Below are 22,035 nucleotides of genomic sequence, written 5' to 3'. Positions count from 1 at the left end.
AATTAAGAAGGAGTGACTTGTATGGTTCCTATAGATATTCAACACTTTGCCGAAGGTAGAACAAAAGCCAGAGCATATTTTTGTTACCTTTTTTCAAAGAATATTCCCAATAGACTTCCTTCTTTAAGTGAAGATATGATTATGCCGAGACTGCTGAAAATAAAAGCAGATCTTGAAAACTGTGAGGGAGTGTATCTCCTTGACCATAAGGGCGTGCAGGTAAGTCCGACTTTTACAAAAGATGATCAGATAGATGATGATATAGGAAAGATTCGTGCAGACCGTGCGTACTACTATCGTGCAGTCAGAGAAGGCAGATGTACGATTACAGACCCCTATCCGTCTTTGATTACAGGTGACTTGACTGTAACAGCATCGGCACCTATATATGATGAAAACGGTTCGCTCAAGTATGTTGCATGTATCGATATGCCGCTTGAAGAAGTGCTCAAAATTGCACATCTCAATAAAATGGACACTTTTTTTGGAGAATTTTTTAAAATAGTTTATGCTGGATTTTCTTTTGCCCTTGTAGCAATAGCACTTTTACTGTTTGTAAAAGGAATAGAGAGTTTTTTTACATATGGAATATCAATAGGGCATTTTCAGATTAAAGATGTCTTTGAAGCAACAATTTTACTTACACTCTCGTTGGCGATTTTTGACCTCTCTAAAACCCTCATTGAAGAGGAGATATTAGGACGATACAAAGAACATGACATATCAGGCCCGCACAAAACAATGGTCCGCTTTTTGGGCTCTATTATTATCGCACTCTCCATTGAAGCATTAATGCTTGTGTTCAAGTTTGCAATTACGGATCCAAACAAGCTGATCTACTCCATGTATATTATTGCAGGTGTAGGTATACTGATAGTCTCTTTGGCAATTTATATTAAATTTACAAAATTAAAGATAGATGAATAATGATAGCAATAATTGATTATAACATGGGAAACCTGGCAAGTGTAAAAAATGCATTTGCCAAGCTTGGACAAGAGGCAGTAGTTGAGAGTAATCCTGATAAATTTAAAGAGTATGACAAGCTGATATTGCCTGGTGTCGGTGCCTTTGGTGATGCGATGCAACATTTGCATGAACGGAATATGGTAGAGTCTATAAAGGAGTTTGCAAAGAGTGGCAAACCGATGCTTGGCATATGTCTCGGAATGCAGCTTTTGTTTGAAAATTCCGAAGAGTTTGGCAAACATGAAGGGCTCGGGCTTATAAAAGGCAGTGTTGTAAAATTTGATACGCAAAAATTCAATGAGCCTTTGAAAGTTCCGCATATGGGATGGAACAGGATGTTTACAAAAGAGCATCCTTTGTTTGCAGGACTGGATGATGAGCATTATCTTTATTTTGTGCATACATATCATGTTACATGTAAAGATGAGAGTGACATTATCGGAGAAACATATTATGGCTATAAATTTACTTCTGCCGTTGCCCACGGTAATATAATGGGAATACAGCCCCATCCTGAAAAAAGCCATAAAAACGGTTTGAAAATTTTAGAAAACTTTATACAACTGTAAGAGAAAAGGAAGAGAGAAATATGACATTATATCCGGCAATAGATTTAAAAGACGGCAAAGCAGTCCGTTTGACAAAAGGTTTGATGGAAAGTGCGAAAATCTACTCAAACGAGCCTTATGAATTAGTGAAAAAATTTGAAGAAATGGGTGCTGAGTGGGTGCATTTGGTTGATTTAAACGGTGCATTTGCGGGAGAGCCTAAAAATCTTGAACAAATTATTAAAATTCGTCAAAACTCCAATGTAAAACTTGAGCTTGGCGGTGGTATTCGTGATGAAGCAACGATTCAAAAGATGTTGGATATCGGAATCGACAGGATTATTTTAGGTTCTATTGCGGTAAAAGACCCTCAGTTTGTCAAAGATATGGCTGCAAAATATCCTATTGCTGTGGGTATTGATGCGATTGACGGCTATGTGGCAGTCGAGGGCTGGGGTGAAGTGAGCACGATGCGCGCAACAGACCTGGCAAAAGAGTTTGCCAATGCCGGTGTAGAGGCGATAATATGCACAGATGTCGGCAAAGACGGTACGCTCAGCGGCGTCAATGTGGATTTTACACTTGATATCGCGAGAGCCGGTAAAATAAGCACAATTGCTAGCGGCGGTGTAAAAGATGAAGAGGACATAAAAGTTTTGACAGCCACGGGTGAGGTGGATGGTGTTATTATAGGAAAAGCTTATTATGAGGGCAGGTTAGATTTAGCCAAAATGTTTAAATTGGTAAATTAATAGCAAAACAAACAGAATTTTGCTATTATTAGATATAAATTATGCAAAATATTATGTAAAGGATTTCAATTGAAATTACTTGTTGTTGATGATAGTTCTACAATGCGCCGTATTATAAAAAATACATTGGCTCGACTTGGTTATAAAGATGTACTTGAAGGTGCAGACGGTGTTGAGGGTTGGGCGCAAATGGACGCAAATCCTGATATTGATATGCTGATCACAGACTGGAATATGCCTGAGATGAACGGGCTTGAGCTTGTCAAAAAAGTTCGTGCGGATGAGCGCTTTAAAGACACACCTATCATTATGGTTACGACTGAAGGTGGAAAAGCAGAGGTTATTACAGCACTCAAAGCCGGAGTAAACAACTATATCGTAAAACCATTTACGCCTCAGGTTTTAAAAGAAAAACTTGCTGCAGTGATGGGTGTATCTGAGTAATGCAGGAGCATTACTACGAATTAGTAGTGAAAGTCTCTTCACATCATGAACTCTTTGCAGATTTTTTGGCAGATACTTTGCCGATCGGGTTTGAAGAGACAGACAACGGGTTCATTATAAGAAGTGAAGAAGAACTTGATACTATAATGTGGGGGCTTGAGCAGTTTGCGGAAGCTTTACAAAAAGCACTCGGCAAATCTGTAGAAGTAGAGTGTACACAAAAAAAACTCCAAAACAATGACTGGGTAGAATCTTATAAAAACAGTATAGAACCCCTTGTTATAGATAAATTTTACATCCATCCTACATGGAGTGACAATCATCCAAACCTGATAAACATAGTAATAGATCCGGCACTTGCTTTTGGCACAGGGCATCATCCGACAACTGCCTCTTCTTTGCGCGCAATTTCTCAATATGTAAAAAAAGATGACAGAGTTTTGGATGTTGGTTGCGGCAGTGGTATACTGGGTATTGCAGCTATGAAGCTCGGAGCTGTCGTGGATGCTTGTGACACGGACCCTGTATCGGTCGAAAATTCTATAAAAAATGCAAAATTGAATAATTTGGAGTTTCACTCTATCTGGGAAGGTTCTGCTTCAAATTTGGATGAAAAGTACACTATAGTTGTGGCAAACATAGTTGCAGATGTGTTGACTTTTATTGCAAATGATTTAAAAAAAGCAATGGCAGAGGACGGCATCTTAATTTTATCTGGTATACTGGATAAGTATGAAGAAAGAGTGCTTAATGCTTACAAAGACTGTAAAATAACACAAAGAATAGCCCAGGACGAATGGGTTACATTAGTTTTAAAAAGAGAGAAACAATAAAAATGGCAGATAACGAAAACAAGAACAATAATAATAACTTTTTTAATCAAAATCCACTGATAACATTTGCAATATTTTCAGTTGTAGTGATTTTGTTGTTTAAAGTAATGGTTGGCGAAGGTGCCGGCAACAGTTCTGTGATGGGAACATCAACAACAAGAATTAAGCCGGTTGACTATTCAGAGCTCAAAGCGCTTGTGAAATCCAAAGCAGTAAAAAAAGTTGAGATAGGCCAAACATACATAAGAGCGATATCAACAGACGGTTCAAAAATCTACACAACAAGAGTTGTCAAAGGGGATAATGAACTCATAAAGCTTTTGGACAAAGAAAAAATAGACTACACAGGATTCAGTGAAACAAACTGGTTTACCGAGATGTTTGGCTGGCTGTTCCCGTTTTTGATTATCATTGCCATCTGGATGTTTTTTGCCGGCCGTATGCAAAAGAGTATGGGCGGAGGACTGCTTGGAATGGGAAATTCCAAAAAGTTGATCAATTCGGAAAAACCGGACACAAAGTTTGATGATGTTGCCGGTGTGGAAGAGGCAAAAGAAGAGGTGCAGGAGATTGTAGACTTCTTGAAATATCCCGGTCGTTATGTGGAAATCGGTGCAAAAATTCCCAAAGGTGTTTTATTGGTAGGTAGTCCAGGTACCGGTAAAACACTCTTGGCAAAAGCTGTTGCAGGAGAGGCGGAAGTACCGTTTTTCTCAGTGAGCGGTTCTAGCTTTATAGAGATGTTTGTCGGTGTGGGTGCAGCCCGTGTTCGTGATTTGTTTGAACAGGCAAAAAAAGATGCACCGAGTATTATATTTATAGATGAGATTGATGCTATCGGTAAAAGTCGTGCAGCCGGTGGGGTTATGGGTGGTAATGATGAGCGTGAGCAGACACTCAATCAGCTTTTGGCAGAGATGGACGGTTTTGGAACAGATACACCTGTCATAATTTTGGCAGCGACAAACAGACCTGAAATTCTAGATCAGGCACTGTTGCGTCCCGGGCGTTTTGACAGACAGGTGCTTGTGGACAAACCAGACTTTGAAGGTCGTGTCAAGATTCTAAAAGTACATGTAAAGAATGTCAAAATAGATAAAGATGTGGATTTGGAAGAGTTGGCACGTTTGACAGCAGGACTGGCCGGTGCGGATTTGGCAAACATAGTCAATGAAGCAGCACTGCTTGCGGGAAGAAAAAGCCAAAAAACAGTGAAACAGAAAGATATGTATGAAGCCGTTGAGCGTGCCCTGGCCGGACTTGCTAAAAAATCCCGCCGTATCAATCCGAAAGAGAAGAAAATTGTTGCTTACCATGAAAGCGGACATGCTTTAATGGCAGAGACAACAGATGGCGCAAAAAAAGTTTCCAAAGTTTCTATAGTGCCTCGTGGTTTGGCAGCACTTGGTTATACACTGAACAAGCCTGAAGAAAACAAATATATGATGCAGATGCATGAACTGTGGGCAGAAGTAGATACCTTACTTGGCGGGCGTGCTGCAGAAGAAGTATTTATCGGTGAAATTTCCACAGGTGCCGGAAATGATTTGGAACGTGCCACAGACATTATAAAATCAATGGTTCAGACATACGGAATGAGCGATATTGCAGGACTTATGGTGCTTGAAAAATCCCGTCAGTCATTTTTGGGCGGTCCGCAACAGGCGACACGTGAGTACAGTGAAAGAATGGCAGAGGAGATGGATGAATACATCAAGAAGTCATTGGATGAACACTATAAAGCTGTTGTCAACCGCTTAAAAGAGTACAGTGGGGCGATTGAAGCAATGGTTGCTCTGCTTTATAAAAAAGAGAATATTACAGGGGACGAAGTCAGAGAAATTATTATAAATTTTGAAAAAGAAAATGGCATAGAGTCTAAAGTTGTAGAAAACAGTGAAAGCATTGAAGAGGAACTAAGAGCAGATGCCACTATGACAGACACTGAGAGCAGTGACGGAAAAAGTGATGAAAAATAATCTTTTTATTGTAAGCAAAAACGGGTATAAATATATTCTTTATGCCTTGCTTGCCGCCCTGGTATTTGGGCTTTTGGATTTAGAGTTTTTTTCCTTTTCTGCTTTTGTTCTTGCACTGTTTTTTATGTACAGTTTTAGAAACCCCGAAAGAGAGAATACTTTTTTGGATGACAAAGCCGTAATCTCTCCTGTTGACGGTATTGTAAAATCTATAGATACACTTGAAAGCGGTAAGTATGCCTATAGAGTAGTTATAGAATCAGATTACAGAAATGTCGGTATATTACGGATTCCCTTAAGCGGACATCTTGAGAGTATCAAAACAGTCAGAGGTGCAAGAACATCAAAAAAATCAAAGCTCTTTTATGATTTAAATGAACGTGCAGAACTTTTGTTTATTGATACCCATAACAATAAAATCAAAGTTCTCCATAGACTCAAGCAGAGTTTTGCGCCGATTGCTGTAGAAATCCCCACCAAAGAAACCTTATACAAAGGGACAAGATACGGGTTTGCAACGAACAGCGTTACCGAACTTTATCTTCCAAAGAATTTCAGACTGGACACTAAACCAAACAATGAAGTTCAGGCAGTTCACTCTCTGATCGGTTATTTTACTTAGAAAACAGTTCATTATCCATTGGGATGCTCTTTCATAAACAAGAGTTTGTCTGTGTCAATATTAAATTCAAAATATTCTGATTCGAAGCTGTCATCATCTATTTTTTGCAGTTGAATGGCGGCTCCTTCATTGTTCTTGATCTCCATATACAAAAGAGCGAGTGCATATCTGGCTTCATAAAAATTTTCATTTTTCATTTTTGACAACTCTAGCAATGCTATTGCATTGGCATGATGTTTGGCCGCAGTTGAAGCAACCGCTCCCAAATAGAGTGTATATGCATCCTGGACTTTCAACTCGTCAATTAAATGGTTGTAGTGGGTATAGGCTTCTTCAAAGTTTTTATTATACAGGAGTGTCAAAGCCAAGGCACTTTCTATGTCCTGTATATCAGTATCTTTTGTCTGTAAAACATACTTTAGCTGCTCTTGTAGGTAGTAGAGCCTTCCGGTAATTAAATGTTCCTGTATATATGTGTATCTCGTAATGAAGGGGCCATAATATAAATCAGTATATGTAAATTGCTGCCTGTTTAAGTATTTCAAGACCTCCTCTGCGTATTTTGGTATGGAATAGTTACCGAAATGCGTATCTATATAGATCATATGCGGCAGGATATCATGAGGAAAGATGACTGTGAGTTTGGATGCAGCAGATTTTGCTCTGTCCAAATTTTTTGTTTTCATTCCAATAAGTACCTTGAGCATAAGATACAAAGGTCTTTGCTTGTAGTTTTTGTCAAGCCATTCAATTGCTGAGAGATAGTCATTGTCGTTGATATGTAAAAGAGTATTGTACAAATCAATCTCTTCACTGCTGTTTTCGCTGGAGAGGGAGTCTTTTAAAATAGATTCCAGTTTTGTGTAATCTTTATTTATCAGTTTACTGGTCATAACAGCATAAACACCGGAAAGATAGTTTTTGGCATCTAAGTGATAGGAACGTAAAAAGTGTTTGTTCGCCTGGAGCATATCTCCCATTTGTGCATAGGTCAGGGCTAAATTATAATGTAAAATAGAGTGTTTTGGCTGTATTTTAACAAGTTTTTGCAAGTCCTGGTTTGCTTCTCGAATTTTTAAAGAAAGAGCCTTTTTAATGGCTTTTGTTATTCCTATATCAACATTTGATGCAGAATAGCTTTTTTTGAGATATTCCTGTGCAGATTGAATATTGTCAATATATATATTTGCATTTCCTTTTCTGATGTAACTGATTGTCTGATTTGCATTAAAGATTTTATAGGGTGAAAAATAAAAGATTTTCTGAAAATTAAGAAATTTTGAATCCTGAATTTTTTTCCTGTAGAGGGTCTGGGCTTTTTGGGGATCAAATAAAGCATCTTTGAGTTTGACACTTATAGGATAAATCTTATAAACTTTTTGCGGATATTCATCTGTAACTTTTTTGAGTTGTGATGCCGCTTTTTTTGTATGTCCTGCTTTAAGATTTATATAACTACGTGCCAATTTCGCCCTGAGTGGCTGATTGTTTTTTGTAATAGCTGTGTTGAGATGGTCAATTGCAAGATTAAAGTCACCTATGCGCGCATACAGCAGGGCCAGACTGAAATCATCAACCTCTTCATTTATTTTTTCCAAAGCATCAATCGCATCATAGTTATTGTTATACAAAGCATTAATTTTTGCGCTTAAATGATTCTGTATAACAGGATATGCAGGATGATCTGTATTTTTGAGGGCATTTAAAGCACCAAGATAGTTTTTGTTATAATAGCTTATAAGAGTATAGTAATATGAGTACAAAGGCGAATTAATCTCATATGGCAAGTAGGCATAAGCCAGATCGATGTAGTATTTAAAACTAGATTGATCCTTTACATGTAATGAACATACTGCCGCATTTATAGCGCTTACACATCTTTTCTCATCATTGAGTATTGCATTTTGAAATGTTTTCAACGCCAGTGCATACTGCTTGTTTTTCATTTGGGCAACACCAAGATTGTATTGTGATATAGCTTGAGAGTAGTAGGCAATATTTTCATAAAGAGCCAAAGCTTTTTCTTTTGCGCCTGTTGCATAGAGATAATTTGCTTTGGCAATCATATTTTCAAGTTTACTTTGTTCTATAACGGGTGCTTTTGCTTCTTGAAGTTTGTTTTGCAGGAGACTGAAATTGTCAACTTTTTTTGTGGAGGATTTTTTTATCAGCAAGAGTGCAGTAACAGCAATAAGCAACACAACAATAACAGCAATTCCTCCAAAAAGAATGATTTTTTTCTGTTTGGATTCTTCATCATTTTCATCAAAAAATTCGTCAGTTTGCTCATGCGAATGTAATACTGCATCGCTGTCTTCTATGATTATTATCTCTTCTTGTGCATCAGCCATTGACTACCCTGTTAAATATTGCATCTTTTGTATTGAATAAGCAAAAAAAGTACCAATGCTCTGAACTCTCAAACAATATCATTCTTTTTAATATAAAAATATTTTTCTAATAAAATAATATTATTATATCTTATATTTTAAAGAGTATTATAGCAGTAACAACCTGATTTGATGCATACATGTAATGCATGAAGCGAGGTAGATTATGAAAGAAATTATTTCAATATACAAAAAGCAATATTCATTTATAGAAAATTCTTTGACTGCAATGATAGAAAGTGTTAACACAGATGCATATGATACAGTAGTAAAAGAATCACTTTTTTCACTTTTTCCGGCACTGCAGGCTACTTATAAAATAAGTAAAAATTTAAAACAGATTACGCCACTTCATACTCCGCAAGAAGATGATAAAACATATCTTGGACTGGACAAATCACATTTGCTTGAACGTATACAGTTTCGAGATGACAATATCTACATTTCAAATGTATATGTTAATTCAAGAAGCGGAACACCTTATATTACAGCAGTGCATTTTGTCAATGATGAATATTTTGTATATGATTTTGAATTATATGCCCTCTTAAAAGAGTTGTCTTTGGTAGACGGGCATGAATATTTCAGTAAATTTACACAGTATTTTTATGGGATTTTTGGATTTTTACTCTCTTTGTTCTCTTTTTCATTGATTGTTTATGCTTTTTATACTGTTTGGCTGATTTTTGCTGCACAGGACACAGATATTTTGTCAGGGTTGTTTCGTTCTATTATTGCCTTGACACTGGCTTTGGCTATTTTTGATCTTTCAAAAACAATTTTGGAACATGAAGTGTTTTATAAAAGTATAAGCAGAGAGTACAATATAGAAAACAAGCTTTTAGCAAGGTTTTTAACGTCTATTATTATTGCATTGTCTATAGAGTCATTAATGGTAGTATTTAAAATCGCTTTGAGTGATTATGAACAAATGATACATGCATTTTATCTGATAGCAGGGGTCGGTATCATGGTTGCAGTACTGAGTCTTTTTATATTTGTGATGCGTTATTCAAATACAAAAGAGTAATGTAAAGGCCTATAATGCTTTTAACATTGTGTCGGGTCTTTGAGACAAATTTGTTTTTGTTTTTCTATTTTTGCTTTTTTCATCTGCAGACTGGAGCCTGTGGCCACATCATTGAGAACAAAGGCAAAAGATACAAGATATAAAAAGGAAAATCCGCCAATTAAAGCAATGATGACATAAATGTTGAAATATTTTGAGAGTCTTTTTTTCATAGCTTCCTCCTTAAAGGATATGCTACTATCTTATTGCAAAAAAACTTAATATATATAAATAATTTTAATATAATTGCAGTTTTTAATTAATTTCTTTTGCTGCACTCCTGCAGAATATACTTAATAATTGCATCATAATCAAGATCAAGTCCTGCAGCAAAAGTTTCAATAAAGGAACTGTTTTTGTCAGTAATATCAGGATTGAGATTTGTCTGCATGAAAAAACACTGACCGCTTTGGTTTGTTCTTATACTGATTTGTCCAAAATCTCTGACACCAAGATCAATATAGGCATCTATTGCAAGATTTTCAACACTCTCTTTGATTGTTTGGTTTTCAATATTTTCCAGAATTTTTTTATTGCCGTTGTTTGAGCGCAAAACCTTTACAGAGGAGATCAGCATATCATCTTCTTTTGTTTTGATGATGGATACAAGATAATCTTTTCCATCGAGATACTCTTCAATTAAAACAGGAACATTATATGTATCAGAAAGAGAAGAAACGTTTTTTTCAAATTCGCTGAAACTGTTGACAGTAAAACATTTGCTTTCCTCCTGGCATTGCACGGAGCGGGCAGGTTTTACAACCAGGGGATAATTAATAGGTATGTCGTAATCACGCAGATATTTTCCTGCATTGGCAATAAAATATCTTGATGTACTGATACCTTTTTCTTTAAGATAGGATTTTGCAAGTTCTGTATCTGCATCAAAAAGTAAAGCTTTTTTATCTGAACCGGTAAAGTTAATATCGTGTTTTTTGAAAAATTCACAGAGCCAAATTTTTTCTCCGTCTTCAGTGACAATATTGTTAAGAGTAAGGATAGCCAAGTGAGGTTTTCTTTGTACTGTTTGGTGTAGGTCTTGTATGGTGTGGCATTCATGAACTTCAGCAGTATATCCAAGGGATGCTATAGCATGTAAGATGGAGTTCTCTTTTAAATGTTCATTTTTTGCTGTTATAATTTCTATATTCACTAGTGCGTATCCTTGGTAAAATTAACTGGCTACATAAGTGTTGTAATTTTTGTGATTTGGTTGCGGAAGCAAGATTTGAACTTGCGACCTTCGGGTTATGAGCCCGACGAGCTACCGAACTGCTCTATTCCGCGATATTTGAGTCTAAAGTGGATGTTAAAAAGAGCGGACAGTTTTGATAACTGTCTGCTGTGAAGATGTTACAGACCTGTAACGTTTTCTGCTTGTGGACCTTTGTCACCTTGACCGATTTCAAAAGTTACTTTTTGACCTTCGTCAAGTGAAACACGAGAGTGTCCGTTGTCATTAATTTGACGATAATGTACAAATACATCTTTGCCGCCATCTTCTACTTCGATAAAGCCGAAACCTTTGTCGCTGTTGAACCATTTAACTGTTCCATTTTGTAATGTTGCCATTGTAAATCCTTGTTTGTTTGAGTACACCAAATTTCTTTGATGGTAAAAATCTAATATAAAGTTTTTCTTTTAGGTGAATGTACTGGAAACAAAGAAGTTATCAATATAAAGCAATCTAAAGATGTAACTAGAATCATCTTTTCTTGTTGGAAGTATATCTTAAATAAAATTTAAATGCAAGGAATATGTAGAATTCTTTTTTGTAAAGTATTTACATCCCAAGATAAGGATGTAAAACTTCAGGAATATCTATACTTCCGTCTTCATTTTGAAAGTTTTCCATGATGGCAACGAGTGTGCGGCCAACAGCAAGAGAAGAACCATTGAGCGTATGGACCAATTCATTTTTTTTGCCATTTTTAAAACGGATTTTGGCACGTCTTGCCTGAAAATCTCTTGTATTGCTTACAGAAGAAATTTCACGGTATTTGTTTTGCCCTGGCAGCCATACTTCAAGGTCGATTGTTTTAGCTGCGGAAAAACCCAAATCTCCTGTACACAGAGTTACCAGTCTGTGTGGTAATTCCAAAGCAGTGAGTAAATCAGATGCACATGTAACCATATTCTCAAAAATTATATCGCTTTCACCCGGTGTAGCAATGCTTACCAGTTCTACTTTATGAAACTGATGCTGACGTATCATGCCTCTTGTGTCCCGACCTGCGGCTCCGGCTTCTTTTCGAAAACATGAAGTATAGGCAGTCATTGTTTTTGGCAGTTCCTCTGTTGTGAGTATCTCATCCTGATAGAGATTTGTAAGAGGAACCTCGGCTGTAGGAATGAGGAAAAGCTCAGGATCCTCTACTTTGTATAAGTCGTCTTCAAATTTTGGAAGTTGTCCTGTTCCTTCAAGAGCTTTTCTGTTGACAAGTGCAGGAACGCTGACCTCTTCAAATCCTCGTTCACGATTAAAGTCAAGCATAAAATTTATAAGTGCGCGTTCAAGTCTTGCCCCCATGCCAAAGCTGACAGAAAAGCGTGAAGTTGCCAGTTTGACACCGCGTTCAAAGTCTATCCAGCCGTTTTGTTCTGCCAGTTCCCAGTGCTCTTTTGGTGTAAATGAAAATTCTCTTGGTGTGAGCACTTTTTTGATTTCGACATTGTCATTTTCATCTTCACCGTCTGGCACATCATCATCAGGTATATTGGGTATAGCCATTGCAAGTGCTTCGAGTTCCTCTTGACGAAGGCGTTGCACTTCCAAAGCATCAGCAATACGGATTTTATTTTCATCGACTTTTTTCTTCAGCTCTGAGACATCTTTGCCTTCACGTTTGTAGACACCGAACTCTTTGCTCATAGCATTTTGCGCAGCCTGAAGGGTTTCAAAGTGGGCTTTTGCTTCTTTGAGTTCTTCAAATTTTATTTTCACTTTTTCCAAAAGCTTTGCATCAACGCCTTTGCGCATCAGTTTTTTGCTTATACCGTCAAAATCTTTTTGTAATAGTTTTAAATCAATCATTTTATTCCTTATACTAATATGTCTTTGGCTATTTGAAACTGGTTCGCTGTCATCAGGTGAATCTTCGGATGGAGCTGTTTGAGATCTTCAAAGAGTTTTTTACTAAGCTCAAATCCCACTTTATACTCTTCCTCTGCACCTTTTGTGTTGGCCTCTCGGAGTTTGTCTATCCAGCAGGGAGGAACGTTGATTCCCGGTACATGGGATGACAAAAACTGTGCAGTGCGCAGCTTCGTGATAGGAAAAACTCCCAAAATAAGTTCTGCGTTTTTATTTTCACGGCAACACTCTTTGTTTGCTTTTTCTTTGAGTTCCAAAAGCTGTTTTGCATTTTCAACATCATATACCGGCTGTGTTATGATGCCTAGTGCTCCGTGTTTGATTTTCTTTTGCATCTTTTTTTGGAGTGTTTTTGGGTTTTTTGCATAGGAGTTGACAACTGCAAAAGGGTGTATCTGCTTTGGTGCAACATTAAAAGGTTTTGCTGCATAATCCATACCGGAGTTTAAAGCGGCAATGATATCCAGGAGTAAAGAGCTGTCACCTTCAAAAACACCTTTTGTATTGGGTTGGTCAGAGATAGTGGCAGGGTCCCCTGTGAGTGCTAAAATCGCTCTGATGTCAAATTCATTCGCACCCAAAAGATCAGACTGCAGCGCAATTTTGTTTCTGTCTCTCATACTCATGGTCGCTATGACCGGTTTTTTAAATCTTTCCTGAAGCAGTTTGGCGGCAAAAAGAGCATTGTATTTGAGTTTTGCCAAAGGATTGTCTGTTGTGGAAAATCCATCGACTAAATCTGCAAGTCCGAGTGTTTCTATTTTGTCTATCGTCGGTGTAAAAGTTGCCGAATGCCCGGGTGTAGTCTCAAGAGTAATATATCTGTCGTTTTTTAATTTATGTATCAGTGTGTCAAACAAAAAAAATCCTAATTCGCTATAATTGCGATATTATATACAAAAGAGAGAAAATTTATGCTAAAACTTGCAGTATTTGACTTTGATTCTACATTAATGGACGGTGAAACAATTGATTTTTTTGCGGAGGAACTCGGGATAGGCGAAGAGGTCGCCCGGATCACAGAAGAGGCCATGAGCGGAAGACTTGATTTTTTTGAGTCCTTGCAACAAAGAGTAGGGCTCTTAAAAGGGCTGGATTATACAGTTGTTGAAAAAATAGCCCACAATTTACCTTATATGCCAGGAGCACGTGAGACAATAGCAGAGTTGAAAAACAGAGGAATGAAGGTTGTCTGTTTCAGTGGCGGTTTCAGAACAGCTACTTCATATGCAAAAGATATTTTAGGATATGATGCTGATTTTTCCAATGCTTTACATGTAAAGAACGGAAAGCTTACCGGACTTGTCGGTGGCGACATGATGTTTAATTTCTCAAAGGGAGATATGTTGGTAAGACTTCAAAATATTTTGGGTATCAACGAAGAAGAGACATTGGTTTGCGGTGACGGTGCAAATGACCTTTCAATGTTTGCCCATGCAGGGACTCGGATTGCTTTTTGCGCAAGAGACATTTTAAAACGTGAAGCAAATATAATAATACAAACAAAAGATTTAACACAAATATTAAAGGAAATACAATGCTAGAGAGTACAGTGTGGAGACAGTATCATGATGACAACAGTTTTAGAGAAAAACTTGCAGAGTTTTGTAAACTTGATACTGTAGACCTGATAGAAGATGACAAAGAGCTTTATGCGGTACTCAAGGCAAAATTGACAAAAAAAGAGCTGAAACTTTTTGCAATGGATACGGCAGGGATTGCTCAAGGGAGAATTAAAAAAGAGTTCGCATATACTGATGAAGAGTTGGAAAAAGCAAAATTCAAGCTCTATAAAAAGTTAATTCAGGATAAAACCAGGCTCAGCTTTAGAGTATAGATTAATCTATAATTTATGAAGATGCTAGTAACATATCACAATGTTATAATATGTAAAGGAAAGTAAATGAAAAAAATGACTTCATTATTATTAGCTGCTGTAGTGGCCGGGTCAGTTTTTACAACAAGTGCAACAGCTGATGCAAGCAAGGGGCAAAGATTTTATTTAAAAAAGCTGAAGATCTGTAAGAAAGACGGACTGAAAAATGGAGCTGTATTTGCGATAAAACACGACCGTAAAGGTTGGACTTCTTTAAAAGAGTCTGGAAAACTTCAAGAAGAATGGATGAAAATTTGTCCTCATGGCGTGAAAAAAATCAAGAAAATGAAAGAAAAAGATGTAAAAAATCTTTATGATTTTGTTTGGAAATATGCAGCAGACGGTGAAGTCCCGACCTGTGGTTAATGACGAGAGTGTTTGTTTAAAATGATTTTTAAACTTACTCTTCTTGATTTTTCTTTATTCTCTTTGTGATTACTTATAATTCTATTTCTATAGTTAAGACCGCTCCCCTTTAAAATATGCGTTAAATATTTTTGCTTTGTCGGATCCTGCACCAAGTAGAGAGACCTGAACGCTTCATAGGAGCGTTTCATAGAGAGATCCTCATTGTTTAAAAATCTCTCTGAAAAAGTACTGTTTTCCCACTCGCTGGAAGTATGTCCGTTGATCTCTAAAGTTTTTACCTGCATTCTATGTGTGTATAAAAAATTCACCAGTTTTGTAAAAAATTCTCTAAAAAACTTTTTTTGCTGTTTGTCAAGTTTGTACTCTCCTGCCTTAAAATAAAGATTTTTGGCAGTAAATTCAACAGTTAAATCTTTTTTTATGATAACTTTTTTAGTCTCTATCTCTTTTTGAAACAACTGACGCAGTTGCGTGTAGAAATCCAGTGTATCTATTGAAATCTGAGCAATTGCAGCATCTTTGTTGAGCTTGAGAATCCACATATTGTTTTCATTAGAGTTTTTGTCTGTATGTATGCCGGCTACACCTATCTGGGAGTTTGCTAAAATGACAGCTTTGTAAAAAACATCATAATTTTCTCCTCCGTAATGTTCCTGTTTTAAAAGTTTCAGATTTTTACTTATTATCATCGCCAGACCATCAGTATTGGAAGTGTCCTGAACAAGGCCAACTCCAATCAATGTGCCGTCATTGAACTCCCTGAGATCGTTGATTTGGCTTGAGTATGTTGTACTGATTTCACTGTCTATCAAGATGTTTTTATAGATGTCAAATTTTACAAGGCGTATTTGCTTTTTGTGCATGGCATCTGTTTTGACTAAAGATATGACAAAATTTTGATCTTTCAGTCTGAGTAAACTGACAGGTTCATTGAAGCCATTGCCCGAAATCTCTTTGAGCCATATGTTATCGCCGTTCTGGGTTAATCTTGAGATGTTAACAGCTGTTTTCATTTTTGTATGTGTTGTGCTGAGAACTATTATTGAACCGTCATCGGCTTCTGCAGCATCTATCCCCTGATCGTCATACTGTGTGCCGTATTTTTTCGTCCACAGCAGATTTGCATCTTTGTCAAACCTGCTTATACATACATCATCGTTGCCCAAACCGCTTTGAAACATGTTGTCTTGCGTTGATCTGGAAGTAAAAGAGGTACCTATTGCTAATACTCCGCCGTCTTTTAAGGCAACAAGTTTATGTATTGTATTATTGTTTTTAGTACCAAAGGAGACTGATCGCTGTAGATGCAAAGCAGCATCGAGTAATACTAAGAGTTGCGACCCACCCATTGTGTATCCACCTATAAGATATCCATTTGTGGGTGTTTTTACAAAGGAGGCCGGTTTTGCAAATTGTGTAAGAGGAATGATTTTTGACTGTATGATTTGTGCTTTGTCATTCACTCTAATAAGGTTTATTTTGGCACCGTATTTATTTGAAATGCTCTGCAGGTATGCAAAAGGATTATTATATGTTTTGTTGTCATGCAAGCCTTGCTTTTTGAAATCATAGGTAAAACCAAGAACACTTAATGTTCCATCGTAATTTTGGGTGATATCAACTAAGCCTGACTGAAAAGGTTTATGAATAATGAGAGCAAAATCATCAGATGTTTTTGCATGAAGCAAAAAATTATAAAATAGTAGTAAAATAAGTAAAGTTGGTTTCATAGGACTGCTTTTTTAGATAAACTATAGCAATAAATATTCCTAAGTGGTGTTTGTCGGGAAAGTTTAAGGGATGAAGTGGTGCAAAAGCACCAGAAAACCTATTTCAGGTTTTCAAATGGCGCAGTTACAACTTGCTTACGGCTTACAGTATAAGGAACTAAAGCTGCTGCACGAGCACGTTTGATTACTACTGTAATCATATCCTGGTGACGTTTACAGTTTCCTGTTAAACGACGTGGCATAATTTTGTATCTTTCTGATAATGAAAAACGTAAACTTGCTACTTCTTTGTAATCCATGAAGTCAACTTTTGCTTCACAGTATTTACAATATCTTTTTTTGTATTTTCTTTTTTCTGACATGGTATACCCTTTGTATCTATTTTTTTCTAAAATGGAATTTCATCTTCATCTATATCAATTTCAGGAATAGAGTTGCTACTTGGCATTTCACGACTCTGAGACGCTGCTTGATTGTTATTGTAACTGTTTTGCTGCTGTGGTGCCTGGTAACTTTGCTGCTGTTGTTGCGCAGGCGGCTGTTGATACCCTTGCGGTTCTCCCTGAGCAGGTGCGTTATATCCACTGTTTTGTGCCGGTGCATTATAACCGCCACCTTGGTTGTCACCCTTGGAATCAAGCATTTGCATAGTTTCTACAATAACAGAATGTTTCGATCTTTTTTGTCCATTTTGGTCAACCCACTGTTCAAAGTTTAATCTTCCCTCGACAAGGATCTTACTTCCTTTTCTGAGGTATTGGTTTGCAACTTCGGCACTTCTTCCGAAGAATGTGATATCTACAAAACAGACTTCCTCTTTCTTTTCTCCATTACTGGTGAATTTACGGCTTGTAGCAATTGCAGTTTTTGCAATTCCCATTCCCCCTTGAGAGTATCTAAGCTCGATATCGCGTGTCAAGTTACCAACTAAAATTATTTTATTGAACATAAGTTTTCCTTCATTTTATAGCGAATGCTATTACTCAGCTGCTGCTTCTGTTGCCGGAGCTTCTGTTGCTTCTTCTGCTTTTGGAGCTTCTTCTGTTTGTGCTTCAGTTGCAGGAGTCTCAGTTGCAGGAGCTTCTTCTGCTTTTGGAGCTTCAGATGCTTTGTTTGCTTTTTTTACAAGTTCATTCCATGCTTTTATTTCACGGTTTGAATCATATTTGATTGTTATAAATCTTAAAAGGTCTTCGTTGATACGAAAACGTCTTTCAATTTCAGCGATTGCAGCAGGTGCTACTGAGTAGTAGATTACATAGTAGTAACCACGTTCGTTTTTTTCAATTGGGTATGCTAATTTTCTCATTCCCATAGCGTTTGTCGCTGCAATTTCTCCACCGTTTGAAGTAATAACTTCTTCAACTGCTTTGACGCTGGCCTGGATTTCTTCTGCAGTAAAAGTAGGTTTTACGATTACTAGGTTTTCGTAGTGTCTCATATAGTATGATCTCCTCTTGGTATTGCCTAATTCTAGGCTTTTGTTTCCCTTTCGGATCTGAATATAGTGCCAATTCTGACATTACAAAGAGAAAGGAACCCGAAATTATACATAAGTTTTGCTTAAAAAAAGCAAATATGCTTTTTAGGCACTGACTAACTAGAACAGAAATTGCTTAAAAAGATAAAATTCATAAAGAAGGATTTTATCATGGCAGTAAAAGAGAGTGAAAGAAAATACAGACCATATAAACGATTAACACAAGAGCAGATAGAACTTATATATAAACTCTTTGAAGAGAAGATGGAACAAAGGAAGATAGCAAGAGTACTAGGAGTGCACTTGCGTACAGTACAATACCATTTAAAAAAAACTCAACGAATATAAAGATCTTTATATCGACTTTGCAAACAGAATCAAATCGGCACCTGTAGTCTTTACATACATGATAATGGATGAACTGTATACATTCATAGGTAAAAAGTCAAAAAGATACTATTTATGGGCATCTATAGCTGTTACACAACATGGAAAATATTTCTATTTTTATCATCTCTCAAGATATAAAAATGCAGGAGCGCTTTTTGAGTTTAATCAACAACTCCCGTCTACAGATAAAATATACTGTGACGGTTGTTTCTCCTATGATAAGATTTATGGATCTAAAGCAAGTATGGAGAAATCCAAAATAACCAATGTGATTGAAAACCTTAATTCTCAGATAAGAGATAAAATCTCTTATCTTGTTAGAAGAACAAAAGCCCATGCCAGAAGTTATGAGTGGCTTGATAATAGACTTGCCTGGTTCTTTGTTAATAAAAATATTGGTAAATAAGGTTATTTAGTCAGTGCCGCTTTTTATGACAAACTGCAATAAAATTAAGATTTTTATTTTTTTAGGATATAGTTTCAGTAAATTTAAGTTTAAGATGAAGAGTAGATGGCAAAAAGAAAAAAAAGAACACGAAGAACGAAGAAAAAAACCGGTTCTTCTTTATTAAAATATACAGCATGGTTTTTAGCACTGATAGCCCTTGTTTTAATATCTTTAATTACAGGGTATTATTTTGGGGCGAATGATGGAAAAACGCATAAAAAAGAAAAGCTGACCACAAAGCACAAGTCAGTACAAACAATTCCAAAAGCACCGGCTGTAAGTGTCAACAAAAGACTGCAGGAGGTCCTGAAAAAAGAGACAAAAACATATGTTTCTGCCGCACATGAAATAGATAATGAAACCCTGGCAAATCCTCCAAAGCAAAAACCGAAAAAAGTGCAGGTTTATACATCCAAACCGAAATTGGCCATCATCATAGATGATATGCAGACCGCATCACAGGTAAGAGCCGTAAAACGTTTGCATCTCAATGTTACGATGTCTTTTCTGCCACCACGTGCAGCTAGGCCCGACTCTGCGAAACTTGCAGCACATGAAAAGTTTTATATGGTGCACTTACCGATGGAAGCAATGCACTTTAATGCTGAGGAACCGCATACTCTTCGCATACATGATTCTCAGCAAAAAATTTCCGCAAAAATAAAAGATATCAAAAAACTGTTTCCAAAAGTCGCCTATATCAACAATCACACCGGCAGCAAATTTACCTCAAATGAAATTGCCATGAACAGACTGGTTTTTGCTTTAAACGCAAACCACATACGCTTTATAGACAGCAGAACAACAGCAAAAACAATGGCACCCAAAGTGTTGAAAAATTTCGGACTCAAATATGTTGCACGCGATGTTTTTTTGGATCATCACATGGACAAGCCCTATATTTTAAAACAGATAAAAAAAGCCATTGCAGTTGCAAAGGCACATGGCAGTGCCATTGCGATAGGCCATCCACATAAAAATACACTGCAGGCACTCTCTGAATCAAAGGCTTTGTTCAAAGATGTTGAGTTAGTGCAGATAAATAAAATATATTGACTCTGCAATGCAGCAAATAAATTTTCATATACCCGAACTCGATGCTATGAAGCACTATCCTGAGAAACTTTTTTACAAAGGAAACAGTGGATTATTACATAAAAAGAAAATTGCAATTGTAGGAAGCAGAAAACCAAATCAATATGCAAGAGAGCTGACACACCGACTTTCCCACAAACTTTCTTTAGCGGGTATCTGCATAGTAAGCGGCGGTGCTTTGGGCGTTGATGCCATTGCACATAAGGCTGCCGGTGCAAAAAACACCATTATGGTTGCTGTCATATACAATAATAAACTGTACTCCACAAAAAAATATTGTACTGGAGTAGTTTATGGCTAAAGAAAATAAAACTGATATTCTAGAATTTTTTGAAAAACACCCAGATGTTACTTATGAGTTTTTGACTATTTTAGATACAGATATTAAAAATAGACCTTATTATTGTATCGCAGTTTTTAAACAGGAAAACTCATATTGGACAGAAAATGTTCTCATGCCACCAGAACTTTTAAGGCAAAAATATAAAGTAGGATATTTTTATAAAAATGGTAAAAGAGTTTTTAAAAGGACTTCTGTAAAAAAAGATTTAGTTACTATTGAAACAAGTATGAATGATAAATTATATCAAATGGGTAGTTTATTCAATGATTATTTTGTTTTTCCAGAAATTAACAAAGATTATTTTAAAAAATATTTTGATAGGCAATGGGCATATAAAATTGAAAAAGAAGACTATATATTGATTATACCTTGTTATACAATATCATCGAGATTTTATTTTATGTCATCATCTATGAAAAATGCTGTTATGGCAGGTTCTTTAAGTGAACTACACTACAGATATTATCCTGTTGTTAATGACGAGGTAAAGGTTCATATTAAGAAAAAAGCAGGTAAAAAGGATTTGCCATTTTTGTGCAGGTTCTTGACTAATAAAGTTGCCAAGGAACGATTTGAATATTTTTTTAAACAAGTAGGATATTCAAAGTATGATTATATTTCTTTAAAAAGTTATTTTCCAGTAAATGAAATTTTTAATATTGCGATTGAATATAAAGAACTTGATTATAAAATAGATAATAAGCCAGTTCGTCTCGTTGTCAATATAGTTAATGATACATCTTCTTTAGGTTTTTCTAAACTAAATTATAAGCAGTTTACATCTTCTGTCTCTCCTGAAGAAGTTTCAGCAGCTGAATTTCCACTACCTAGTAAAAATAAATTTAAAAAAAGACGACGATTTGGCAATGATAAAGTGATAAGGCAAGGAACACCATCAAGCGATAATTATAAAGAGATGATTTTTGAAAAAAGTGAACAGGATTTAAATACATTGGGCTTAGAGATAAATGGTGAAAATATTTATATGCCAACAGTTGGTCAGTTAGAAATTGAAAATATAGATAAAAAAGGAAGTAAGAGCTTTGAACCTTCAAAGAGTTCTGGAGATGAAAAGTTGTTTCAATCAGAATATATGGAGTGTGATGCTGATAGCGAAAGTAAAGTTTTTAAATTAGAGGACTTTGTAGAATTTTATGAAGCTTTGATGCAGAGATTTGGTGTTGAAGAAGTAGATGAGTTGGCAGTATACGAAGTACCAAAAGTATATAATAAGTCAAGAAATACTATCAATTCCAAGTCTGTAAGTTTATTAACTGGTAATGCGAGAAGGTATCTGTCTTCTACATTTTTATATGATAATAGATGTGTGTATATTGTTGAAATTGAACATGACACTTGGACACCATCTACTTGGTTTTTTATTTCTCAAGAGTGTGATATAGATGAAAAAGAAATTAATAACATTTTAGAAGCTTTTATTCAAAAGTCATTAAACTATACAGATTTTGCAAAATATTTGGCAGAAGAATATTCTTTGAAGTTTATTCACCATAATCACAAAAAAGGTGATGTTGATGATCTCGCAATTGATAGTTGGTGTGATAATCTTTTAGAAAAAATATATATAGAAAATAGAAACTGAA

At 36.2% G+C, this 22,035-nt stretch carries 26 protein-coding genes and 1 tRNA gene; 16 read left to right on the top strand and 11 right to left on the bottom strand.

The genetic code is table 11. From position 1 onward, the window contains the following. The first annotated feature begins 21 nt into the window (after positions 1–21). The 7 genes from LCX93_RS09910 (at position 22) to LCX93_RS09880 (ending at position 6,147) form a co-directional block, all read left to right on the top strand. Complete coding sequence (locus LCX93_RS09910; RefSeq protein WP_226066146.1) at positions 22–927, top strand: PDC sensor domain-containing protein; 906 nt, start codon at positions 22–24, stop codon at positions 925–927. Further along, positions 927–1,538: an imidazole glycerol phosphate synthase subunit HisH gene (hisH, locus tag LCX93_RS09905; RefSeq protein WP_226066145.1), complete on the top strand. Its 612-nt coding sequence runs from the start codon at positions 927–929 to the stop codon at positions 1,536–1,538. The genes LCX93_RS09910 and hisH overlap by 1 nt, the downstream gene beginning before the upstream one ends. A 20-nt stretch (positions 1,539–1,558) precedes the next feature. Further along, the gene (gene hisA, locus LCX93_RS09900; RefSeq protein ID WP_226066144.1) at positions 1,559–2,269 is read left to right on the top strand and encodes a 1-(5-phosphoribosyl)-5-[(5-phosphoribosylamino)methylideneamino]imidazole-4-carboxamide isomerase; all 711 of its coding nucleotides are present in this window, start codon (positions 1,559–1,561) and stop codon (positions 2,267–2,269) included. Between the two features lie 69 nt (positions 2,270–2,338). Then, entirely contained in the window at positions 2,339–2,713 is a 375-nt protein-coding gene (locus LCX93_RS09895) for a chemotaxis response regulator CheY (RefSeq protein ID WP_151899728.1), read from the top strand. Between the two features lie 26 nt (positions 2,714–2,739). Beyond that, positions 2,740–3,546 carry a 50S ribosomal protein L11 methyltransferase gene (locus tag LCX93_RS09890; RefSeq protein ID WP_502988712.1) on the top strand — a complete coding sequence of 269 codons (807 nt, stop codon included), beginning with the start codon at positions 2,740–2,742 and terminating at the stop codon, positions 3,544–3,546. Positions 3,547–3,548: 2 nt separating this feature from the next. Next, positions 3,549–5,525, top strand: coding sequence for an ATP-dependent zinc metalloprotease FtsH (gene ftsH, locus LCX93_RS09885; protein ID WP_226066142.1), 1,977 nt, complete (start codon positions 3,549–3,551; stop codon positions 5,523–5,525). Beyond that, positions 5,515–6,147, top strand: a complete 633-nt coding sequence (locus LCX93_RS09880) for a phosphatidylserine decarboxylase (protein WP_226066141.1) — start codon at positions 5,515–5,517, stop codon at positions 6,145–6,147. Before ftsH ends, LCX93_RS09880 begins: the two co-directional genes overlap by 11 nt. 11 nt (positions 6,148–6,158) lie before the next feature. Here the strand turns inward: LCX93_RS09880 and LCX93_RS09875 are convergent, their stop codons facing one another. Next, complete coding sequence (locus tag LCX93_RS09875) at positions 6,159–8,498, bottom strand: tetratricopeptide repeat protein (RefSeq protein ID WP_226066140.1); 2,340 nt, start codon at positions 8,496–8,498, stop codon at positions 6,159–6,161. Between the two features lie 205 nt (positions 8,499–8,703). Between LCX93_RS09875 and LCX93_RS09870 the strand changes: the two genes are divergently transcribed. Beyond that, positions 8,704–9,567, top strand: coding sequence for a hypothetical protein (locus tag LCX93_RS09870; RefSeq protein ID WP_226066139.1), 864 nt, complete (start codon positions 8,704–8,706; stop codon positions 9,565–9,567). Positions 9,568–9,587: 20 nt separating this feature from the next. Here LCX93_RS09870 and LCX93_RS09865 read toward each other — a convergent pair whose 3' ends face one another. From LCX93_RS09865 to LCX93_RS09840, 6 genes are all read right to left on the bottom strand, one after another. Beyond that, on the bottom strand, positions 9,588–9,779 hold the full coding sequence (locus tag LCX93_RS09865; protein ID WP_226066138.1) for a hypothetical protein: 192 nt from the start codon (positions 9,777–9,779) through the stop codon (positions 9,588–9,590). 86 nt (positions 9,780–9,865) lie between these two features. Further along, complete coding sequence (locus tag LCX93_RS09860; protein WP_226066137.1) at positions 9,866–10,759, bottom strand: D-alanine--D-alanine ligase family protein; 894 nt, start codon at positions 10,757–10,759, stop codon at positions 9,866–9,868. A 57-nt stretch (positions 10,760–10,816) separates the two neighbouring features. After that, positions 10,817–10,893 (bottom strand) — tRNA-Met (locus tag LCX93_RS09855). A 66-nt stretch (positions 10,894–10,959) separates the two neighbouring features. Further along, positions 10,960–11,178: a cold-shock protein gene (locus LCX93_RS09850; protein WP_013327523.1), complete on the bottom strand. Its 219-nt coding sequence runs from the start codon at positions 11,176–11,178 to the stop codon at positions 10,960–10,962. A gap of 211 nt (positions 11,179–11,389) precedes the next feature. Beyond that, a complete protein-coding gene (gene serS / locus LCX93_RS09845; protein WP_226066136.1) occupies positions 11,390–12,640 on the bottom strand; it encodes a serine--tRNA ligase in 1,251 nt (416 codons plus the stop codon). A gap of 8 nt (positions 12,641–12,648) precedes the next feature. After that, positions 12,649–13,560, bottom strand: a complete 912-nt coding sequence (locus tag LCX93_RS09840; RefSeq protein ID WP_226066135.1) for a methylenetetrahydrofolate reductase — start codon at positions 13,558–13,560, stop codon at positions 12,649–12,651. 27 nt (positions 13,561–13,587) lie between these two features. On the opposite strand from LCX93_RS09840, the gene serB reads away from it, so the two are divergent. The 3 genes from serB to LCX93_RS09825 all read left to right on the top strand — a co-directional run bounded on the left by serB (position 13,588) and on the right by LCX93_RS09825 (position 14,942). Continuing rightward, positions 13,588–14,244, top strand: a complete 657-nt coding sequence (gene serB, locus LCX93_RS09835) for a phosphoserine phosphatase SerB (RefSeq protein WP_226069434.1) — start codon at positions 13,588–13,590, stop codon at positions 14,242–14,244. Then, positions 14,238–14,537, top strand: coding sequence for a hypothetical protein (locus tag LCX93_RS09830; RefSeq protein ID WP_226066134.1), 300 nt, complete (start codon positions 14,238–14,240; stop codon positions 14,535–14,537). The genes serB and LCX93_RS09830 overlap by 7 nt, the downstream gene beginning before the upstream one ends. A gap of 66 nt (positions 14,538–14,603) precedes the next feature. Continuing rightward, positions 14,604–14,942: a cytochrome C gene (locus LCX93_RS09825; RefSeq protein WP_226066133.1), complete on the top strand. Its 339-nt coding sequence runs from the start codon at positions 14,604–14,606 to the stop codon at positions 14,940–14,942. On the opposite strand, the gene LCX93_RS09820 is transcribed toward LCX93_RS09825, so the two are convergent. The 4 genes from LCX93_RS09820 to rpsF all read right to left on the bottom strand — a co-directional run bounded on the left by LCX93_RS09820 (position 14,939) and on the right by rpsF (position 18,116). Continuing rightward, positions 14,939–16,675 (bottom strand): hypothetical protein, encoded by a 1,737-nt coding sequence (locus tag LCX93_RS09820; RefSeq protein WP_226066132.1) that lies wholly within the window; start codon positions 16,673–16,675, stop codon positions 14,939–14,941. The genes LCX93_RS09825 and LCX93_RS09820 overlap by 4 nt on opposite strands. Before the next feature lie 98 nt (positions 16,676–16,773). After that, positions 16,774–17,037 carry a 30S ribosomal protein S18 gene (gene rpsR, locus LCX93_RS09815; RefSeq protein ID WP_151899741.1) on the bottom strand — a complete coding sequence of 88 codons (264 nt, stop codon included), beginning with the start codon at positions 17,035–17,037 and terminating at the stop codon, positions 16,774–16,776. Positions 17,038–17,063: 26 nt separating this feature from the next. Further along, positions 17,064–17,624, bottom strand: coding sequence for a single-stranded DNA-binding protein (locus tag LCX93_RS09810; RefSeq protein WP_193150377.1), 561 nt, complete (start codon positions 17,622–17,624; stop codon positions 17,064–17,066). Between the two features lie 30 nt (positions 17,625–17,654). After that, on the bottom strand, positions 17,655–18,116 hold the full coding sequence (gene rpsF / locus LCX93_RS09805) for a 30S ribosomal protein S6 (protein ID WP_226066131.1): 462 nt from the start codon (positions 18,114–18,116) through the stop codon (positions 17,655–17,657). Between the two features lie 210 nt (positions 18,117–18,326). On the opposite strand from rpsF, the gene LCX93_RS09800 reads away from it, so the two are divergent. From LCX93_RS09800 to LCX93_RS09780, 5 genes are all read left to right on the top strand, one after another. Continuing rightward, positions 18,327–18,503 carry a helix-turn-helix domain-containing protein gene (locus LCX93_RS09800; RefSeq protein ID WP_226065952.1) on the top strand — a complete coding sequence of 59 codons (177 nt, stop codon included), beginning with the start codon at positions 18,327–18,329 and terminating at the stop codon, positions 18,501–18,503. A 64-nt stretch (positions 18,504–18,567) separates the two neighbouring features. Further along, a complete protein-coding gene (locus LCX93_RS09795; protein ID WP_226067512.1) occupies positions 18,568–18,951 on the top strand; it encodes an IS1 family transposase in 384 nt (127 codons plus the stop codon). Positions 18,952–19,056: 105 nt separating this feature from the next. Continuing rightward, positions 19,057–20,049 (top strand): divergent polysaccharide deacetylase family protein, encoded by a 993-nt coding sequence (locus tag LCX93_RS09790; protein WP_193150373.1) that lies wholly within the window; start codon positions 19,057–19,059, stop codon positions 20,047–20,049. Positions 20,050–20,056: 7 nt separating this feature from the next. Beyond that, positions 20,057–20,389: a DNA-processing protein DprA gene (locus LCX93_RS09785; protein WP_226066129.1), complete on the top strand. Its 333-nt coding sequence runs from the start codon at positions 20,057–20,059 to the stop codon at positions 20,387–20,389. Next, positions 20,382–22,034, top strand: a complete 1,653-nt coding sequence (locus LCX93_RS09780; protein WP_226066128.1) for a Tn7-like element transposition protein TnsE — start codon at positions 20,382–20,384, stop codon at positions 22,032–22,034. The genes LCX93_RS09785 and LCX93_RS09780 overlap by 8 nt, the downstream gene beginning before the upstream one ends. The last annotated feature ends 1 nt before the right edge of the window (position 22,035 follow it).

Source organism: Sulfurimonas sp. SWIR-19 (genome assembly GCF_020410885.1).
GTDB lineage: Bacteria > Campylobacterota > Campylobacteria > Campylobacterales > Sulfurimonadaceae > Sulfurimonas > Sulfurimonas sediminis.
The sequence above is the reverse complement of the archived record's forward strand: the minus strand, read 5'-3'. Positions and strand labels throughout refer to the sequence as shown.

Excerpts from the sequence above, each read along its gene's own strand:
- hisH (WP_226066145.1), top strand. The coding sequence starts at position 927 with ATGATAGCAATAATTGATTATAACATGGGAAACCTGGCAAGTGTAAAA.
- LCX93_RS09800 (WP_226065952.1), top strand. The coding sequence starts at position 18,327 with ATGGCAGTAAAAGAGAGTGAAAGAAAATACAGACCATATAAACGATTA.
- LCX93_RS09865 (WP_226066138.1), bottom strand. The coding sequence starts at position 9,779 with ATGAAAAAAAGACTCTCAAAATATTTCAACATTTATGTCATCATTGCT.
- ftsH (WP_226066142.1), top strand. The coding sequence starts at position 3,549 with ATGGCAGATAACGAAAACAAGAACAATAATAATAACTTTTTTAATCAA.
- LCX93_RS09910 (WP_226066146.1), top strand. The coding sequence starts at position 22 with ATGGTTCCTATAGATATTCAACACTTTGCCGAAGGTAGAACAAAAGCC.
- LCX93_RS09880 (WP_226066141.1), top strand. The coding sequence starts at position 5,515 with ATGAAAAATAATCTTTTTATTGTAAGCAAAAACGGGTATAAATATATT.
- LCX93_RS09870 (WP_226066139.1), top strand. The coding sequence starts at position 8,704 with ATGAAAGAAATTATTTCAATATACAAAAAGCAATATTCATTTATAGAA.
- LCX93_RS09780 (WP_226066128.1), top strand. The coding sequence starts at position 20,382 with ATGGCTAAAGAAAATAAAACTGATATTCTAGAATTTTTTGAAAAACAC.
- hisA (WP_226066144.1), top strand. The coding sequence starts at position 1,559 with ATGACATTATATCCGGCAATAGATTTAAAAGACGGCAAAGCAGTCCGT.
- LCX93_RS09850 (WP_013327523.1), bottom strand. The coding sequence starts at position 11,178 with ATGGCAACATTACAAAATGGAACAGTTAAATGGTTCAACAGCGACAAA.
- LCX93_RS09785 (WP_226066129.1), top strand. The coding sequence starts at position 20,057 with ATGCAGCAAATAAATTTTCATATACCCGAACTCGATGCTATGAAGCAC.
- serS (WP_226066136.1), bottom strand. The coding sequence starts at position 12,640 with ATGATTGATTTAAAACTATTACAAAAAGATTTTGACGGTATAAGCAAA.
- rpsF (WP_226066131.1), bottom strand. The coding sequence starts at position 18,116 with ATGAGACACTACGAAAACCTAGTAATCGTAAAACCTACTTTTACTGCA.
- LCX93_RS09875 (WP_226066140.1), bottom strand. The coding sequence starts at position 8,498 with ATGGCTGATGCACAAGAAGAGATAATAATCATAGAAGACAGCGATGCA.
- LCX93_RS09825 (WP_226066133.1), top strand. The coding sequence starts at position 14,604 with ATGAAAAAAATGACTTCATTATTATTAGCTGCTGTAGTGGCCGGGTCA.
- LCX93_RS09790 (WP_193150373.1), top strand. The coding sequence starts at position 19,057 with ATGGCAAAAAGAAAAAAAAGAACACGAAGAACGAAGAAAAAAACCGGT.
- LCX93_RS09795 (WP_226067512.1), top strand. The coding sequence starts at position 18,568 with ATGGATGAACTGTATACATTCATAGGTAAAAAGTCAAAAAGATACTAT.
- LCX93_RS09810 (WP_193150377.1), bottom strand. The coding sequence starts at position 17,624 with ATGTTCAATAAAATAATTTTAGTTGGTAACTTGACACGCGATATCGAG.
- rpsR (WP_151899741.1), bottom strand. The coding sequence starts at position 17,037 with ATGTCAGAAAAAAGAAAATACAAAAAAAGATATTGTAAATACTGTGAA.
- LCX93_RS09830 (WP_226066134.1), top strand. The coding sequence starts at position 14,238 with ATGCTAGAGAGTACAGTGTGGAGACAGTATCATGATGACAACAGTTTT.
- LCX93_RS09820 (WP_226066132.1), bottom strand. The coding sequence starts at position 16,675 with ATGAAACCAACTTTACTTATTTTACTACTATTTTATAATTTTTTGCTT.